Source organism: Streptomyces sp. MMS24-W38 (genome assembly GCF_059889265.1).
Map to the genome: position 1 here is coordinate 5,326,414 of NZ_JCBCPP010000001.1, position 15,544 is coordinate 5,341,957.

Here is a 15,544-nt window from a genome sequence, read left to right on the forward strand (position 1 = left end):
GGCCACCTCGCAAGAAACAGGTGAATCATGCCTCGCTCCTCGGGCTGCCCTGGAAATGCTGGAGGGTGAGGAGGGGGAAACCACCAGCGGCCGCACACCTACCGGGGCCGCCAGGGAGCCGACGTCTCCCTTCTCGCCCGCCGCCTGCGAAGCACCCGGTCTCCAGTGCATCGGGACCTCGGCCACGTCGGCGACCGGCGTCACCTTCGGCGGGACCCTGGAGCGTTCGACTGTCCCAAGCCTTGACGTCGTACCCGGAGTGCGCCCTCGCGACCCCCTCGCGGTCTTGGGCGAGGACACCTGGGGTCGGCCGTCGAGGAGCCCAGTGGGCGGCTGGTCCGCCGTCCTCCGCTGACGTTTTCCGCAGGCGTCCGCGCTGTCGGCCGACGCGAGCGGAGAGCTCGCCGAGGTGTGTCACCGCGCCACAGTGCATGCGCGAACAGAGCGACGGGCGGGTACGGGATCAACCCCCGCGCCCGCCCGCGGACGTCCTGTACGACGCGAACTCAGCCGTCCAGGGACGAGTCGGCCGCAAGTGCCGTGAACGCTGCCCAGGCGGTCGGCGTGACGGCGAGCGGACGGATACGCTTGTCCATCGAGTCACGAATGTGGACCGCCTCGGGGCGCACGGCGACCTCGACGCAATTGTCCCCATCTCCACCGCTGTAGCTGCTCTTGAACCATTTCAGCTCAGTGGTGGTGCTCATAGCGCTCCTCGCATCCGTTCCAGCAGGTTCACCGTAGCCCGGCAGTCCAGGGCTTGGGAACGCAGCTTGCCGTAGCGCTGATGGAGGACACTCACCTCGCCGGGATCAGCAATCAGACTGCTCGACCGATGCCCCTCGATGTAACCGAACCACTGGTGTCCCGGTGTCTCGGCCATGTAAAGCTGACCATCCACTCCGCAGTGGTCCTGCTGGTGGAGGGGCATGATCTGGATCTCGACGTTGGTTCTGTCGCCCATGTTCAGCAAGTGGTCGATGACAGCCCTGGTGACCGATTCGCCGCCGACCCCGCGCTCCAGAATGGCCTGTTCGATGATGAACGTAAAGGCGGTGTTCGGCCGCTCGGTCAAGAGTGTCTGCCGCTCAAGCCGTGCGGCCACTTTGCGATCGATCTGCTCCTGGGTGAACGGCGGAAGTTGTCGTGCGAACACCGCCCTGGCGTACTCCTCCGGCTGCAACAACCCCGGGATCGCCCGGCACTCATACGCATACAAGGAGATCGCCTCCTCCTCGATCCCCGCCCACTGCCGGAACCACGAAGCGAGCCCCGCCCTCCGCGTCAGGCTCTTCGCCGCTGTTGTGAGGACCTTGAGCGCGACCGGCCCCAGTACCTCCTCAGCCCGTGCGGGCAGGTCCGCCGGCGGGAACCGCTTTCCCTGCTCGATCTTGGCCACGTACGCGGCCGAGTACCGCACCCGCAGCGCGAACTCCTCCTGGGTCAGGCCGGATTCCTCGCGCAGCGCCTTGAGGACCGCGCCGAAGGTCTTCAGGCTGTCGGAGAGTTCCGCCTCCGTGCCGTTCGTGCTGCCGTTTCCGCCTCCGCCGTGGTCCGCCCTCATCGCCGCGTGCCTCCCGTGTCCGCGTCTTCATGCCCCGCTCAACCCCGCCCGATCCACCCGGGGGCACGGGGAGTTACCCACCCAGTCCAGAGTGTGCGCCGATACAGCCGCGCCTGTACGGGTGTCGTCCCTGTTGGGGGCCGGGAGGGGCCGGAACGCTGGGCGCATGCCAGCACCAGAAGCCCAAGAGGCCGTTACCGTAAGTGTGTTCGCCCAGCGGTTCTCCGCCACGCGCCGCGGTGCGCGTCTCGCCCGCAGGCTCGCCACACACCGGCTCGACCTGTGGCACCTGCCGTACGGCAGCCCGGCCTCCGAGACCGTCACCCTCGTCGTGGCCGAATTCGCCGCCAACGCGGTCCTGCACGGCCGCGTCCCGGGGCGCAACTTCGAGCTGCGGCTCACGTACGACCGGTCCGCGGGACTCGTCCGCGTCGAGGTGTCCGACACCCACCCGGAGCTGCCCGAGCCGACGGGCCGGCCCTCCGCGGGCGCCGACGGCGGGAGAGGCCTGCTCCTCGTGGAAGCCGTTGCCGCCCGCTGGGGCGTGGACGGGCGAACAGGGCCGGGCAAGACCGTGTGGGCCGAGTGCGCGGTCCGCGCCCCGGTCGGGCGTAGTTGACGATCATCTTCCGCAACGACCCGCTGTGTCGGCTGAGTTGTGATTTCGGCCAGTGTCAGTAGGGACGGGTGCGCTTATCGACCTGTTCGAGTTGACGGTCAGCTCTGCGACGGGCGAAAGCTTGTGGAGGCGTACGTGGTCGGAGAGGAACGGGAGACCGTCCAGCGGCTGCTGGAGGGCACACGGGCGCTGCCCGGCGTGCTGGAGCGGATCGCGGTGATCCCCGTCCCCAGGACGGAGCAACAGCGGCTCACCGTCGTGTGCGCGGTCCTCCCCGACCGGCTGAGCAGCGTGGTGTCCCGTATCGGCCACGACGAGGTATGGGCGGTACTCGCCTACCAGGGCGCGGAGGGCGAGCTGCGCCTCCAACCCGTCGGTACGGCCAAAGCCCCGGGCGCGGTTCCGGTCTCCCGCCTCGGTCTCGGTCGCGACGCGACGGTCGGCGATCTTCTGCTCGTCCAGACCAACGGCCCGGACGACGCCCCTGTCACACCGATCACACCTGTCGGCCTGGATTGAAAAGTGAGACGGACCAGACCGCCGGGCAGTCACCGGTCGGCGAGCCCGTGGAGCGGTACGCGCAATCGGTGGCGCAAGGAAAGATCAAGCTGAAGCCGTTCACCGCCGCCGACCGGCACAGCATGCCGCACTACGAGGTGGCAGAGGACGCCGATCCGCTGGCCCTGCTGACGGCCGAGCGCGCAGGGAGGCGCCGACTGTAGGAACCCGACAGGAGGCCGTGTGCGCCACTGTCGGTGCCCGATTGCTCCGGGGAGCGGGTGGACCGATAGGTTTTCGGTGAAGGCGCCTGCCGCGCGCAGGGGCTCCAGACCGCTATCGAAAGGGTGATCCGTTGAGCCGCTCGGTTCTCGTCACCGGAGGTAACCGGGGGATCGGCCTCGCCATCGCCCGCGCGTTCGCCGATGCCGGTGACAAGGTCGCGATCACGTACCGTTCGGGCGAGCCCCCCACGGGCTTCCTCGCCGTCAAGTGCGACATCACCGACAGCGAGCAGGTGGAGCAGGCCTACAAGGAGATCGAGGAAGCGCACGGTCCCGTCGAGGTGCTGGTCGCCAACGCCGGCATCAACAAGGACCAGCTGCTGATGCGGATGTCGGAGGAGGACTTCACGTCCGTCGTCGACACCAACCTCACCGGCACCTTCCGTGTCGTCAAGCGCGCCAACCGGGGCATGCTGCGGGCCAAGAAGGGCCGCGTCGTGCTCATCTCGTCGGTCGTCGGGCTCCTCGGTTCCGCCGGGCAGGCGAACTACGCCGCCTCCAAGGCCGCGCTGGTCGGCTTCGCGCGTTCCCTGGCCCGTGAGCTGGGCTCGCGCAACATCACCTTCAACGTCGTCGCCCCCGGCTTCGTCGACACCGACATGACCCGGGAGCTCACCGAGGAGCAGCAGGCGAAGATCCTCGCGCAGGTACCGCTCGCCCGGTACGCGCGGTCGGAGGAGATCGCCGCGGCCGTGCGGTTCCTCGCCTCGGACGACGCCTCGTACATCACTGGAGCCGTCATTCCCGTTGACGGCGGACTGGGAATGGGTCACTGAACGACATGAGCGGAATTCTCGAGGGCAAGCGCGTCCTGATCACCGGTGTGCTGACGGAGGCCTCCATCGCCTTCCACGCCGCCAAGCTGGCACAGGAGCAGGGCGCCGAGATCATCCTGACCGCGTTCCCGCGGCCCACCCTGACCGAGCGCATCGCCAAGAAGCTCCCCAAGCCCGCCAAGGTCATCGAGCTCGACGTGACCAACGAGGAGCACCTGGGCCGCCTCGCGGACGTCGTGGGCGAGGAGCTCGGCGGCCTCGACGGCGTCGTGCACTCCATCGGCTTCGCGCCGCAGGACGCGCTCGGCGGCAACTTCCTGAACACGCCGTTCGAGTCGGTCGCCACGGCCATGCACGTCTCGGCCTTCTCCCTGAAGTCGCTGACCATGGCCTGCCTGCCGCTGATGCAGAACGGCGGCTCCGTCGTCGGCCTCACCTTCGACGCGCAGTACGCCTGGCCGCAGTACGACTGGATGGGTCCGGCCAAGGCCGCCCTGGAGGCGACCAGCCGTTACATGGCCCGCGACCTGGGCAAGCAGAACGTCCGCTGCAACCTGATCTCGGCGGGCCCGCTCGGTTCCATGGCCGCCAAGTCCATCCCGGGCTTCAGCGAGCTGGCCTCCGTGTGGGACACCCGTGCCCCGCTGGAGTGGGACCTGAAGGACCCGGAGCCGGCCGGCCGCGGCGTCGTCGCCCTGCTGAGCGACTGGTTCCCGAAGACCACCGGCGAGATCGTCCACGTGGACGGCGGTCTGCACGCCATCGGCGCCTGAGCGCCGCCGACCCGGCCCGAAGCGGTCAGTGAGGGCCCGCACCCTTCCCGGAAGGGTGCGGGCCCTCACCGCGTCACCCGTTCGGCTCAGCAGTGCGGGCGGTGCGCGGTGTCGGCGGGGCACTGTGGAGCGACAGGTCACCGTGCGCACGCGGACACCGCGTGCTCCCTGCCTGATCCCCCGCCTGATCTCCCTCCCAGCACGGCCGAGGAGGTCCCCCTGTGCGCTTTCACCGCCTGGCCTCAGTGACCTTCACCGTCGCCCTCGGCACCGCTCTCGTGCCCGCCCTGGCGTACGAGGCGACGCCGCACGAGACGATGTCGCACGCGCGCGTGCGGTCGGCCGACGCCGGGTCCGGCGGCGCGGGGTCCGACGATCCGTTCGGAGCCGCCTGCCGGATCGGGGCCGACGGTTCCCGGGTGACCGCGTACTGCCACAACCCCTATCCGGACACCGACCACGTGAGCCTGCACATCGAGTGCCTCCAATGGTGGGACCTCGACAGTGACAGCGCCCCGGTGGCCGTCGCACCCGCACAGACCGTGCAGCTGACCGGCCGCTGCTGGAAGGAGGTCCGGGCCGCGTGGATCAGCCACCGGAAGGCGGACTGAACCGCCCCGGACGGCACGCCGGCGAGTGGGCGGCGGCCTCCTCGGCCGCCGTCGCCGCGTCGCCCGCGCGGATCGCGTCCAGCAGCCGTGAGTGGTCCAGGTGGGTCTCCGGGGTCAGCTCCCGGCCGACGTCGTCGCGCAGCCAGTCCCGCAGCACCTCGCTCAGGTCCGCGTACAGCGCGGTCAGCACGTCGTTGTGCGACGCCGCCACGACGGCCAGGTGGAACGTCGTGTCCGCCGCCACGAACTGCTCCGCCGCACCCGACTGCCAGGCCTCCTCACGGCGCAGCAGCAGGGTGTCGAGCTGTTTGAGGTCCCTCTCGGTGCGCCGCTCGGCGGCCAGCCGCGCCGCGGACGACTCCAGGGCGGAGCGCAGTTCCGCGACGTGACCGCGGTCGGCGCCGGCGAAACGGCGCTGCATCACCCCGGCCAGCTCGCTCGTGGTGACGACATAGGTGCCCGAGCCCTGACGGATGTCGAGCAGTCCGTTGTGCGCCAGCGCGCGCACGGCCTCGCGGACTGTGTTGCGTGCCACCCCGAGCTGCTCGACCAGCTCCGGCTCGGTCGGAATGCGGGAGCCGACCGGCCACTCGCCCGAGGTGATCTGGGCGCGCAGAGCGGCGATGACCTGCTCGGACAGCGCAGAACGACGGGGATGGCTCAGGGGCATGACGCACCTCTGCGCGGCAGGGGAGCCGATGCCGGACGGCAGTCTCGGCATGGACAACCAATCATCCCATGATTCTATGATGCATCTCATGGCTGGTGAGGAAACCCGGACGCTCAAGTCCACGACCGTACGCACGGCGGCTCCGTCCGAACTCCGGGAGACCGGGGGCACCGCCCCGCGCGCGTGGACGATCCGGCTGCTCGTCGTCGGCATCGTGCTGGCGGCGCTGAACCTCCGTCCCGCCATCACCAGCCTCGGCGCACTGCTCGAGGAGGTCCGGATCGACCTCGCCATGAGCGGCAGCGTGGCCGGGCTGCTCACCTCCGTGCCCCCGCTGTGCTTCGCCGTCTTCGGCGTCACCGCCCCGCGGCTGGCCCGCCGCTTCGGAGCGGGCGCGGTGGTGTGCGCCGGCATGGTCGCCATCGGCGCGGGCCTGCTGATACGCCCGTTCACGGGAGGCGCGGCGGGCTTCCTGGCCGCCAGCGCCCTCGCGCTCATGGGCATCGCCGTCAGCAACGTCCTGATGCCGGTCATCGTCAAGCAGTGGTTCCCGGACCGGGTCGGCTCCATGACCGGCCTGTACTCCATGGCCCTCGCCCTGGGCACGGCCACGGCCGCCGCGGTGACCGTGCCGCTGACCGAGGCGCTGGGCGGGAACTGGCAGACGGGACTCGCCCTGTGGGCGGCGCTCGCCGCGGCCGCCGTACTGCCCTGGATCCCGTTCGCGGGAAAGCGGGGCAGGCCACCGGCCGAGCGTGCCCCCGCACCCGGGCCGTCGTCCCCGGGCGCGGCGGCGGCATCGGCGCCCGAGGTGCGCGTCACCCGCAGCCGGACCGCCTGGGCGCTGGCCGTCTTCTTCGGGCTCCAGGCGACCGTCGCCTACATCACCATGGGCTGGATGCCACAGATCTTCCGGGACGCGGGCGTGCCCGCGAGCACGGCCGGGCTGCTGCTCGCGTTCATCATGGTGATGGGCGTGCCGCTCGCCTTCGTCATCCCGCGCCTCGCCACGCGCCTGCCCCAGCAGGGCCCGATCGTGCTCGTGCTCGGTGTGAGCGGCCTGATCGGCTACGCCGGTCTGTACTTCGCACCGGCCGCAGGCGCCCTGGTCTGGGCGCTGCTGCTGGGCATCGCCAACTGTGCCTTCCCCCTCGCGCTCACCATGGTCGGGATGCGGGCCAGGTCCGGCGCGGGTGTGGCCAAGCTGTCGGCCTTCGCCCAGAGCACCGGCTATCTGATCTCCATCCCGGGCCCCCTCCTGGTGGGCGTGCTCTACCAGCACAGCGGCGGCTGGGGCCTGCCGCTCGCGCTCCTGGCCGGACTGATGATCCCGCAGACGATCGCCGGAGTCCTGGCGGGCCGTGACCGCACGGTGGAGGACGAGGCGACGGCCCGCTGAGCCCGCTCCGCCCGACCCCGGGGCGCGCCGCGGGGCCGGCGGGTGCGAGACTTGCCCCATGCCAGTCCTCGACCCGAACCCGCAGAACGGCCAGAAGAAGCTGCTGCTCGTCTTCGGAGCGTTCCTCGCCATCTTCGTCGTCATCGGTGTGATCGCGAGCATCCTCGCGCCGTGACATCCCCGGCGCCGGCCCTGTCCGGGGGCCATGGTGGTGCTGGCCCCCTGTCCCCTAGGGGGCCAGGATCAGGGTCAAGTGGGTGGGTCACCGGATGGGTTGAGGGTCGAGGAGTACATACCTTCGAGATGTGGCCGCGAGACGCGGCACGAAACACTCGAAGAGCGGAGACCTCATGTCGGCGCGCACCCACACCCGGCCCCACCCGGTCCTCCGGGGCGGCGTCGACAGCCGGCTGCCGTGGTGGGCCCTCGCCCTGCCCACGCTCGCCTTCGTCACGCTGCTCGCACTGGTCCTGAACCCCTCCGACGCGCACGTGGCGACCGCCGAGCCCGGGATCACCCACCTCCTCGAGCGTGCTCAGCAGCTCATAGTCCGCTGAGCACCCCGGGGACGGCCGTCAACTACCCGCGCCCCATGGCCTGTTTCATGCGAAGCTGGGGCACATGAGCGTCGCAGAACCCCGCAGGATTGTCCTTTTCCGGCATGCGAAGGCCGACTGGCCACCGGTGACCGACCATGAGCGCCCGCTCGCCGAGCGCGGCAGGACGGACGCCGCAGTCGCCGGACGCAAGCTCGCCGACTCCGCCATCGCGTTCGATCTGGCCCTCTGCTCCACCTCGACCAGGACCCGGGAAACGTGGAAACTCGCGGTGCACGAGTTCCCACAGCGCCCGAAGACGGTCTACGAGGAGCGGATCTACGAGGCCTCGCCCGGTGAACTGATCGCTCTGCTGAACGAAACCCCCGACGACGCGCAGAACGTGCTCCTGGTCGGCCACAATCCCGGCGTCCAGGGAGCAGCCGAGATCCTCTCCGGGGCGGCCGAGGGGGACGCAGGTGAGCGGATGAGCCGTCGTGGCTATCCCGCCGCCGCCTTCGCCGTGCTGTCCTTCACCGGCTCCTGGAAGTCCCTCGAGCCCGGGGTCGCCACCCTGCTCGACTACTGGGCACCCAGCGAGTGACCCACCCGTCATGACAGCGGGGCCCGGCACCGATCCGGCGTCGGGTCCCGCACCGGACCGCCCTGCACGGACACCGCGGGCCCGCGCGGCTCAGTCCCGGTCGAGGATGTCCGCCGCCTCGACCTCTTCGCGCGTAATGCCCAGCAGATACAGGACCGTGTCCAGGAAGGGGAAGTTCACCGCGGTGTGGGCCGCCTGGCGCACCACCGGCTTGGCGTTGAACGCGACGCCGAGACCCGCCGAGTTGAGCATGTCCAGGTCGTTCGCGCCGTCGCCGATCGCCACGGTCTGCGACAGCGGGACGCCCGCCTCGGCCGCGAACCGGCGCAGCAGCCGCGCCTTGCCCGGCCGGTCCACGATCTCGCCCGTAACCCGGCCGGTCAGCTTTCCGTCGACGATCTCCAGGGTGTTGGCGTGGGCGAAGTCCAGCGCCAGCCGCTCCTTCAGATCGTCCGTGACCTGGGTGAACCCCCCGGAGACCACGCCCACCTGATAGCCGAGCCGCTTCAGCGTGCGGACCAGGGTGCGGGCACCCGGTGTCAGCCGCACCTCGCTGCGCACCTTGTCCACCACGGAGGCGTCCAGCCCCGCCAGCAGCCGCACACGCGCGTGCAGCGACTCCTCGAAGTCCAGTTCCCCGCGCATCGCCGCCTCGGTCACCTCGGCGACCTTGTCCTCGCAGCCGGCATGGGCGGCGAAGAGTTCGATCACCTCGTCCTGGATGAGGGTGGAGTCCACATCCATGACGACCAGGCGCTGGGCCCGGCGGTGCAGACCGGCCGCGACGACGGCGACATCGACCCCGAGCTTCGACGCGTCGGTCACCAGGGCGGTGCGCAGCGGTTCCGTCTCCACGCCGGACACCGCGAACTCCACCGCGGTCACCGGATACTTGGCGAGCCGGAAGACACGGTCGATGTTGGCGCCGGTCTTCGTGATCCGCGCGGCGATCGCCGCCGCCGTCTCGGCGGTGAGGGGGTGGCCCAGCACGGTGACCAGGGAACGGCCGAGCCCGCGCGGACGGTTGTCGCCGATGCCGGAGATGATCTCCGCCTGCATCTTCATCGACTCGGCCCAGTTGTGGACGGTCACCCGCAGGTTGCCCTCCAGGCTCTGCGCCGGCTGGGTCACGAGTACACACAGCACGATTCGGCCACGGGTGACGACCTGCTCGATGTCGACCACGTCGACGGAGTAGGCGGCGAGGGTGTCGAGGAGACCGGCGGTGATACCGGGTCGGTCCTTGCCGAAGATCTTGACAAGGAGTGTGGGAACGTCCGAGGTCTGCGATGCGTTCATGGTGTTCTTACCGTATCGGGCACGCAGTGCCCTGCGCGCCCGAGGTCCGTCTGGCGGACAGCGAACTCTCGGCGTCGCCGAGGTGTCTCGGACCTTACGCGCCTTGGCCGCCGTCCGCCTCACCGGCCGCCGGGACGACGTGGGGCCGGGGGAGGGGGCGGCGGAGGCGGAGGTCCTTCGTCCGGCCACAGTGGCGGGCGCTCCCCCGTGGACGGTCCGGCATCACGCCCGGACCGTCCGCCCCCGGGCCGCCCGCGCGGGGCCCTTCCCGGTGGCGGCGGCTCGACGGGCCGGATCACGGTCGGAGCGGCGGAGATGTCGCCGTCGTCCGGCACGCCGTCGTCCCCGGGAGGCTCGTTCGGGGGCCGGTCGGGCGGCCGCATGTCACCGAGTGCCGCCGACGGACCGGGCGGCCGGGCGTCATCGGGCTCCGGTGGGGGAGCGTGCTCCGACCGCGCGCCGGGCCACCGCCCCGCACCACCCGGCCGGGCCTCCGGTCGCCTCCGCAGCTCCTCGGGCACCACCAGATACGGATTCGTCCCCGGATCCGGTGGCCGATACGGCATCCCCGGCGCATACGGCCCGACCCCCGCCCCGGCAGGCCGGGACCCGGTCCCCGCGCCGTCCCCCGGTCCAGCGGCACCCCCGGCGTACCCCGGGCTCCCGGCGCCTTCCACCGCCCCGCCCCCGGCCGCGACCCGCGCCCATGGCGCCGCCCGTCGCCCCGCGGCCCCGCTCGCCCATGCCAGCAGCGCCCCCGCCGCGCCCGCGCCCGCACCCCAGACGGCGCCCAGGAGCAGTGCCGCGGCGAGGTGACCGCGCAGCTCGACACCCGCCCCGAACGCGTCGAAACCGAGCACGGACAGCGAGACGTCCGCCGACACCTCCGTCAGCCACACCAGCAGCGGCAGGGCCGACGCCGCCGCGACCCCCAACCGCAGCGCGCACCGCCCGGCGAAACCCGCGGCGCCCCCATCCCGTACATCACCGGCACCCCCCGTCGTCCCCACCGGTGTCCGCGCCGCCACCAGCACACCGGCCGACAGCATGGTCATCGCGGCCGCCACCCCCAGCAGCCACGCCCGCCCGTCGAACCCGGCCAGCCGGGCCAGGGTGACCGACTGGCCGGAGTCCACCCGCAGCAGGTCGTCCAAGGGATGCGGCAGAACACCGAGCAGCGCCCCCGCCGCCCGCCCCTCCCACGGCACGAACAGTCCGACCGGTATGCCGAGCCACACCCCGTTCGGCGCTCCCAGCAGGGCCGCTCCCGCGATCCGCCGGGGACGGTCGTCGCCGATCGCCGCGTACCCCGCCGCCGCGTACCCCGCCGCCACCGCCACCAGGCCCACCACGACGAGGGCGGACACCGCGGGCCGTGCGACGCGGTGCAGGACGTCCCAGCCGCGCGGCAGCGGAGTGCGCCTGGACGCCAGCAACGCGACGACCAGGACGCCGACCGACCAGCCCAGACCACCGAGCAGCGTCGGCACGGTGTCGACGCTGAACCCGACCGCGGCCTTCACGTCGACGAGATCACCGACCCGCTCCGGCAGCAGACCCCCGACATCACCCAGCCCCGGGATCTCGATCCCGCCGCCACCCCTGCCGCCGCCCGGCAACCCGTCCAGGCCCAGCGCGTCCCCGTCGACGGTGACGACGCCGTGGCCCGCCCACACCAGGCCACCCGCCATCCCCACGAAGAGCGCCACGACCGCGCCGGCGCGTGCGGCGAGTTCGACCGGGGACAGAACGTCGCCCGCAGCCCGAAGCGACCGCAGGAAGACGGACGACAACAGCAGCGCGCCCACCAGGCTCACCCCCAGCGGCGTGACCCCGACGGCCGTGCTCGCCTCCGCGCCCGACACCCCGAACGCCGACACCTCGACGGACGGCGTGACCGAGCCACCGGCCGCCAGCGCCACCACCGCGGCCGTCATCGGCCCCAGCGAACCCGCCGAGTCCGCGTCCAGCAGACGCAGCCCGAGCGCCGCCGTCCCCGCCATCCCGATCAGCGCCCAGCTCACCGCGGCGACCGCGGACATCACGACATCCACCCACGGCACGCGCGTGCCGTGCCCCGCGGTACCGACGCCCGTGGCAGCGCTCATGGCAGACCCCCCGACCCGGGGCGCGGCACACGGTGGCCGCGCATGCCCCCTCGGGTGGATTACCACTCTCCGGCCCGGTTTCAACCCCGTCAACGGGAGCACGGAAGCGTCCGAGAGCCCCCTTCCCATGGCCCGGCTTCCGGTCCGGCGGCCGAGCCTGAAATAGTTCCCCCCGATGTTCGACATCCCTAGACTCCCTGCGACGGGGGGAATTCGGGGGACAACTCAGTGGGGCATGGAGTGCCGGAACTCGTACTGGAATCAAACGGACGGACCTGGACGCTCGATCCGTCCAGGTCGTACACCCTGGGACGCGATCCGCAGGGGGACGTCGTGGTGGACGACGCCAGGGTGTCCTGGCGACACGCCACGATCAGCTTCAACGGCCGCAGTTGGGTCGTCGAGGACCATGGCAGCACCAACGGCACGTTCGTGCAGGGGCAGCGGATCCATCATCTGGAGGTCGGCTCCGGTACGGCGCTGAACCTGGGCAACGCGACCGACGGACCGCGGGTGACCCTGTCCGGCACCGCGGCCCAGGCCGCCTCGCCGCAGCAGCAGCAACCGCAGCAGCCGTACGCGGCACAGGGGGTGCAGGGGGCGGTCCCGGGCTGGGTCCAGCAGGGGCAGCAGCAGATGCATCAGCAGCAGTCCGCGCAGGCCGGCTGGCAGCAGCAGGCACAGCCGCAGCAGCCGGTGCCGCCGCAGCAGTCCGCGCCGTACGTTCCGCAGCAGCAGGGCCCCGGTGGCGCGGCGGGGGCGCCGCCGGTGTACGGCGACCGCAGTCCGACCACGTTCCACCAGTTCTCGTTCGGCCGCGTGATGCGTATCGGCCGTGCTCTGGAGAACGACCTGGTCGTCTCCGACCTGCAGGTCTCCCGCAACCACGCCGAGTTCCACTCGACGCCCGACGGCCGCATGGAGATCCGCGACCTGGGCTCGCACAACGGCACCTACGTCAACGGTATGCCGATCGCCAAGGGTGGCACGCAGCTGCTCGGCCCGACCGACATCGTGGGCGTCGGCCACTCGACGTTCCGGATCGTCGGCGATCGGCTCGAGGAGTTCGTCGACACCGGTGAGGTGTCTTTCTCGGCCCGCCACCTCACCGTCACGGTCGACGGCGGCAAGCAGATCCTCAAGGACGTCTCCTTCGGCGTCCCGGAGAAGTCGCTGATCGCGGTCATCGGGCCGTCCGGCTCCGGCAAGTCCACCCTGCTCAAGGCGCTCACCGGGTACCGGCCCGCCGACCAGGGCGAGGTCCTCTACGACAACCGGAACCTCTACAAGCAGTTCGCCGAACTGCGCCAGCGCATCGGTCTGGTCCCGCAGGACGACATCCTGCACAAGGAACTGACCGTCAAGAAGGCCCTCGGGTACGCGGCCAAGCTCCGTTTCCCGGCCGACACCACGGCCGCCGAGCGCGACGCCCGCATCGACGAGGTGCTGCGCGAGCTGAAGCTGGACATCCACAAGGACAAGAAGGTCACGTCGCTCTCCGGCGGCCAGCGCAAGCGGGTCTCGGTGGCGCTGGAACTGCTCACCAAGCCGTCGCTGATCTTCCTCGACGAGCCGACGTCGGGCCTCGACCCGGGCATGGACCGCGACGTCATGCAGCTGCTGCGCGGGCTCGCCGACGACGGGCGCACCGTCCTCGTCGTCACACACTCGGTGGCCGAGCTGGCGATCTGCGACAAGCTCCTGGTGATGGCGCCCGGAGGCTCGGTCGCCTACTTCGGTCCGCCCGAGGAGGCGCTGAACTTCTTCGGCTACGACACCTGGGCCGACGTCTTCTCCGCCTTCGAGAACTACCGCGACTACGACTGGGCTGGCCGTTGGAAGGGCTCGCAGCACTACCAGATGTACGCGGCGGACATCGACGCGGTCGCGCCGCAGTCCGTACAGGTCCCGGCGATGCAGGCGATGAAGCCGCCGAAGCCGCAGGGCTGGATGTCGCAGTTCACTACATTGGTGCGCCGCTACATCTCGGTGATCGTCTCCGACAAGGGGTTCCTCGCCCTGACGGTGATCCTGCCGGCCGTCCTCGGCGCGGTCAGCCTGCTCATCGACGCCGACAAGGGTCTGCTGCCGAACCCGCCCCATCCGCAGACCGGCCGGATCATCCCGAACGGCACGGCGACCACGGTCCTGCTGATCCTCGCGGTCGGCGCCTGCTTCGCCGGTGCCGCGAACTCCGTACGTGAGCTGATCAAGGAACGGGTCATCTACGAGCGGGAACGCGCGACCGGCCTGTCCCGCTCGGCGTATCTGATGTCCAAGGTGTTCGTGCTCGGCATGATCACCGTGCTGCAGGGCCTGATGGTCGGCATCATCGGTTTCTCCAGCCGGGAGCTCCCCGAGGAGGGGCTGGTCCTCGGCGGCTTCACGCTGCTGGAGCTGTCCATCCCGATCATGGCGCTCGGCTTCACGTCGATGATGTTCGGCCTGATCATCTCCTCGCTGGTGAAGACCGCCGAGAAGACCATGCCGCTGCTGGTGATGTTCGCGATCGTCCAGGTCGTCTTCACCGGCTGTCTGTTCGCGCTGCACGGCTCGATCGGCGTCAACCAGTTCTCGTTCCTGATGCCGTCGCGCTGGGCGGTCGCCGCCTCCGGCGCCACGCTGGACTTCAACAAGATCAGTCCGCCGGAGACCGCGGGCGACCCCGACCCGCTGTGGGAGCACACGGCGGGGGCCTGGTTCATGGACATGGGCGCGCTCATCGTCCTCGGCGTGATCTGCGGCTTCTTCGTGGCCCGCTTCCTGCGCCGCCACGAGCCCGAGGTCATGCGCAAGTAACGCGAGTGACGCAAGTAACCGGCGCGGCCGTTCGCGCGCCGTACGCCCGAAGGGCGGCACCCCGTCAGGAGGGTGCCGCCCTTCGGCGTATCCGGGCGCGTCAGGCCGCGTGAAGAGGTCCGCGCCGACCTCAGTACGCGCTGTTGACGTTGTCCATGGAGCCGTACCGGTCGGCCGCGTAGTTGCAGGCGGCGGTGATGTTCGAGACCGGGTGGTAGATGTCCTTCGGCGTGCCCGGGACGTGGTACGCCTCGAACGTCGGCGGGATCACCTGCAGCAGCCCCTTGGACGGGATGCCGTTCTTGGCGTTGATGTCCCAGAGGTTGATGGCCATCGGGTTGCCGGAGGACTCCCGGATGATGTTGCGGTGGATGCCCTCGTAGGAACCCGGGATCCCGTGCTTCTTCATGATGTCCATGGACTCGCGGATCCAGCCGTCCAGGTTGTTGCTGTAGGTCTTGGGGGCGGCCTTGTCGACCTCGGCCCGCTGCGCGGAGCGGTCTGCGGCCTGCTCGGCCTCGCGCTCCTTCGCGGCAGCCGCCGCGGCCTGCTTCTCGGCGACGGCGTCGGCCGCGGCCTGCTTCTTCGCCGCGATCTGCTCGGTCTTCACACCGGAGACGGCGAGCTGGTCGGTGACGGTGCCCTTGACGTCCTTGATCGGCTCGGTGCTGTAGGCGACCTGCGCGGTGGGAGCGGCCTCGCTCGTGACGGTCGTCGACGCCTCGCTCGGCGTGGCCGAGAGGGCGATGGCGGCGGCACCGAGGGCGGCGACACCGGCGGCGGCGATCTTGTGGTGACGGTTCAGAGCACGAATGTGACCTCGGGCGAGGAAGTTCTTCGACATGGGTGATGGACCTCTTCGAATAGCGCGGAGGTCGCTCAACGTCCGGTGGGGACAGGGGGTTCTTCCGGCACGAACGCCGCGGGCGGAACCCACGGCGCTGAGCGACGAGAGCAATTCTTAGCGGCCGCAAAATGGCGAGGCAAAGGTGTGACGTACGAAG

At 70.7% G+C, this 15,544-nt stretch carries 17 protein-coding genes; 11 read left to right on the forward strand and 6 right to left on the reverse strand.

Features of this window, described 5'->3' with window-relative positions:
- Nucleotides 1-506: 506 nt before the first annotated feature.
- Together AC6F7H_RS23220 and AC6F7H_RS23225 are read right to left on the reverse strand one after the other, a co-directional pair.
- A complete protein-coding gene (locus AC6F7H_RS23220) occupies nucleotides 507-707 on the reverse strand; it encodes a DUF397 domain-containing protein (protein ID WP_500758841.1) in 201 nt (66 codons plus the stop codon).
- Nucleotides 704-1,564: a helix-turn-helix domain-containing protein gene (locus AC6F7H_RS23225; protein ID WP_500758842.1), complete on the reverse strand. Its 861-nt coding sequence runs from the start codon at nucleotides 1,562-1,564 to the stop codon at nucleotides 704-706. The genes AC6F7H_RS23220 and AC6F7H_RS23225 overlap by 4 nt, the downstream gene beginning before the upstream one ends.
- Before the next feature lie 166 nt (nucleotides 1,565-1,730).
- Between AC6F7H_RS23225 and AC6F7H_RS23230 the strand changes: the two genes are divergently transcribed.
- The 6 genes from AC6F7H_RS23230 (at nucleotide 1,731) to AC6F7H_RS23255 (ending at nucleotide 5,125) form a co-directional block, all read left to right on the forward strand.
- A complete protein-coding gene (locus AC6F7H_RS23230) occupies nucleotides 1,731-2,183 on the forward strand; it encodes an ATP-binding protein (protein WP_500758843.1) in 453 nt (150 codons plus the stop codon).
- Nucleotides 2,184-2,318: 135 nt separating this feature from the next.
- Nucleotides 2,319-2,702 (forward strand): hypothetical protein, encoded by a 384-nt coding sequence (locus AC6F7H_RS23235; protein WP_500758844.1) that lies wholly within the window; start codon nucleotides 2,319-2,321, stop codon nucleotides 2,700-2,702.
- A 68-nt stretch (nucleotides 2,703-2,770) separates the two neighbouring features.
- Nucleotides 2,771-2,905, forward strand: coding sequence for a hypothetical protein (locus AC6F7H_RS23240; RefSeq protein WP_500758845.1), 135 nt, complete (start codon nucleotides 2,771-2,773; stop codon nucleotides 2,903-2,905).
- Nucleotides 2,906-3,036: 131 nt separating this feature from the next.
- Entirely contained in the window at nucleotides 3,037-3,741 is a 705-nt protein-coding gene (gene fabG / locus AC6F7H_RS23245; RefSeq protein ID WP_279336790.1) for a 3-oxoacyl-[acyl-carrier-protein] reductase, read from the forward strand.
- Nucleotides 3,742-3,746: 5 nt separating this feature from the next.
- Entirely contained in the window at nucleotides 3,747-4,514 is a 768-nt protein-coding gene (gene fabI, locus AC6F7H_RS23250; RefSeq protein ID WP_500758846.1) for an enoyl-ACP reductase FabI, read from the forward strand.
- 221 nt (nucleotides 4,515-4,735) lie between these two features.
- Nucleotides 4,736-5,125, forward strand: coding sequence for a hypothetical protein (locus tag AC6F7H_RS23255; RefSeq protein WP_500758847.1), 390 nt, complete (start codon nucleotides 4,736-4,738; stop codon nucleotides 5,123-5,125).
- Here AC6F7H_RS23255 and AC6F7H_RS23260 read toward each other — a convergent pair.
- The gene (locus AC6F7H_RS23260) at nucleotides 5,103-5,795 is read right to left on the reverse strand and encodes a FadR/GntR family transcriptional regulator (RefSeq protein ID WP_500758848.1); all 693 of its coding nucleotides are present in this window, start codon (nucleotides 5,793-5,795) and stop codon (nucleotides 5,103-5,105) included. The two genes, AC6F7H_RS23255 and AC6F7H_RS23260, sit on opposite strands and share 23 nt — an antisense overlap.
- 76 nt (nucleotides 5,796-5,871) lie before the next feature.
- On the opposite strand from AC6F7H_RS23260, the gene AC6F7H_RS23265 reads away from it, so the two are divergent.
- The 4 genes from AC6F7H_RS23265 to AC6F7H_RS23280 all read left to right on the forward strand — a co-directional run bounded on the left by AC6F7H_RS23265 (nucleotide 5,872) and on the right by AC6F7H_RS23280 (nucleotide 8,334).
- A complete protein-coding gene (locus tag AC6F7H_RS23265; protein WP_500758849.1) occupies nucleotides 5,872-7,194 on the forward strand; it encodes a CynX/NimT family MFS transporter in 1,323 nt (440 codons plus the stop codon).
- A gap of 58 nt (nucleotides 7,195-7,252) precedes the next feature.
- Nucleotides 7,253-7,369 (forward strand): SGM_5486 family transporter-associated protein, encoded by a 117-nt coding sequence (locus tag AC6F7H_RS23270; RefSeq protein WP_500758850.1) that lies wholly within the window; start codon nucleotides 7,253-7,255, stop codon nucleotides 7,367-7,369.
- A gap of 175 nt (nucleotides 7,370-7,544) precedes the next feature.
- Nucleotides 7,545-7,751: a hypothetical protein gene (locus AC6F7H_RS23275; RefSeq protein WP_500758851.1), complete on the forward strand. Its 207-nt coding sequence runs from the start codon at nucleotides 7,545-7,547 to the stop codon at nucleotides 7,749-7,751.
- A 64-nt stretch (nucleotides 7,752-7,815) separates the two neighbouring features.
- Nucleotides 7,816-8,334 (forward strand): SixA phosphatase family protein, encoded by a 519-nt coding sequence (locus AC6F7H_RS23280; RefSeq protein WP_500758852.1) that lies wholly within the window; start codon nucleotides 7,816-7,818, stop codon nucleotides 8,332-8,334.
- A gap of 90 nt (nucleotides 8,335-8,424) precedes the next feature.
- Here AC6F7H_RS23280 and serB read toward each other — a convergent pair whose 3' ends face one another.
- Nucleotides 8,425-9,633, reverse strand: a complete 1,209-nt coding sequence (gene serB, locus AC6F7H_RS23285; protein WP_500758853.1) for a phosphoserine phosphatase SerB — start codon at nucleotides 9,631-9,633, stop codon at nucleotides 8,425-8,427.
- A gap of 119 nt (nucleotides 9,634-9,752) precedes the next feature.
- Nucleotides 9,753-11,741 (reverse strand): streptophobe family protein, encoded by a 1,989-nt coding sequence (locus AC6F7H_RS23290; protein ID WP_500758854.1) that lies wholly within the window; start codon nucleotides 11,739-11,741, stop codon nucleotides 9,753-9,755.
- Nucleotides 11,742-11,981: 240 nt separating this feature from the next.
- On the opposite strand from AC6F7H_RS23290, the gene AC6F7H_RS23295 reads away from it, so the two are divergent.
- On the forward strand, nucleotides 11,982-14,540 hold the full coding sequence (locus tag AC6F7H_RS23295) for an ABC transporter ATP-binding protein/permease (protein WP_500762005.1): 2,559 nt from the start codon (nucleotides 11,982-11,984) through the stop codon (nucleotides 14,538-14,540).
- 130 nt (nucleotides 14,541-14,670) lie between these two features.
- Here the strand turns inward: AC6F7H_RS23295 and AC6F7H_RS23300 are convergent, their stop codons facing one another.
- Nucleotides 14,671-15,384, reverse strand: a complete 714-nt coding sequence (locus AC6F7H_RS23300; RefSeq protein WP_500758855.1) for a transglycosylase SLT domain-containing protein — start codon at nucleotides 15,382-15,384, stop codon at nucleotides 14,671-14,673.
- Between the last annotated feature and the right edge of the window lie 160 nt (nucleotides 15,385-15,544).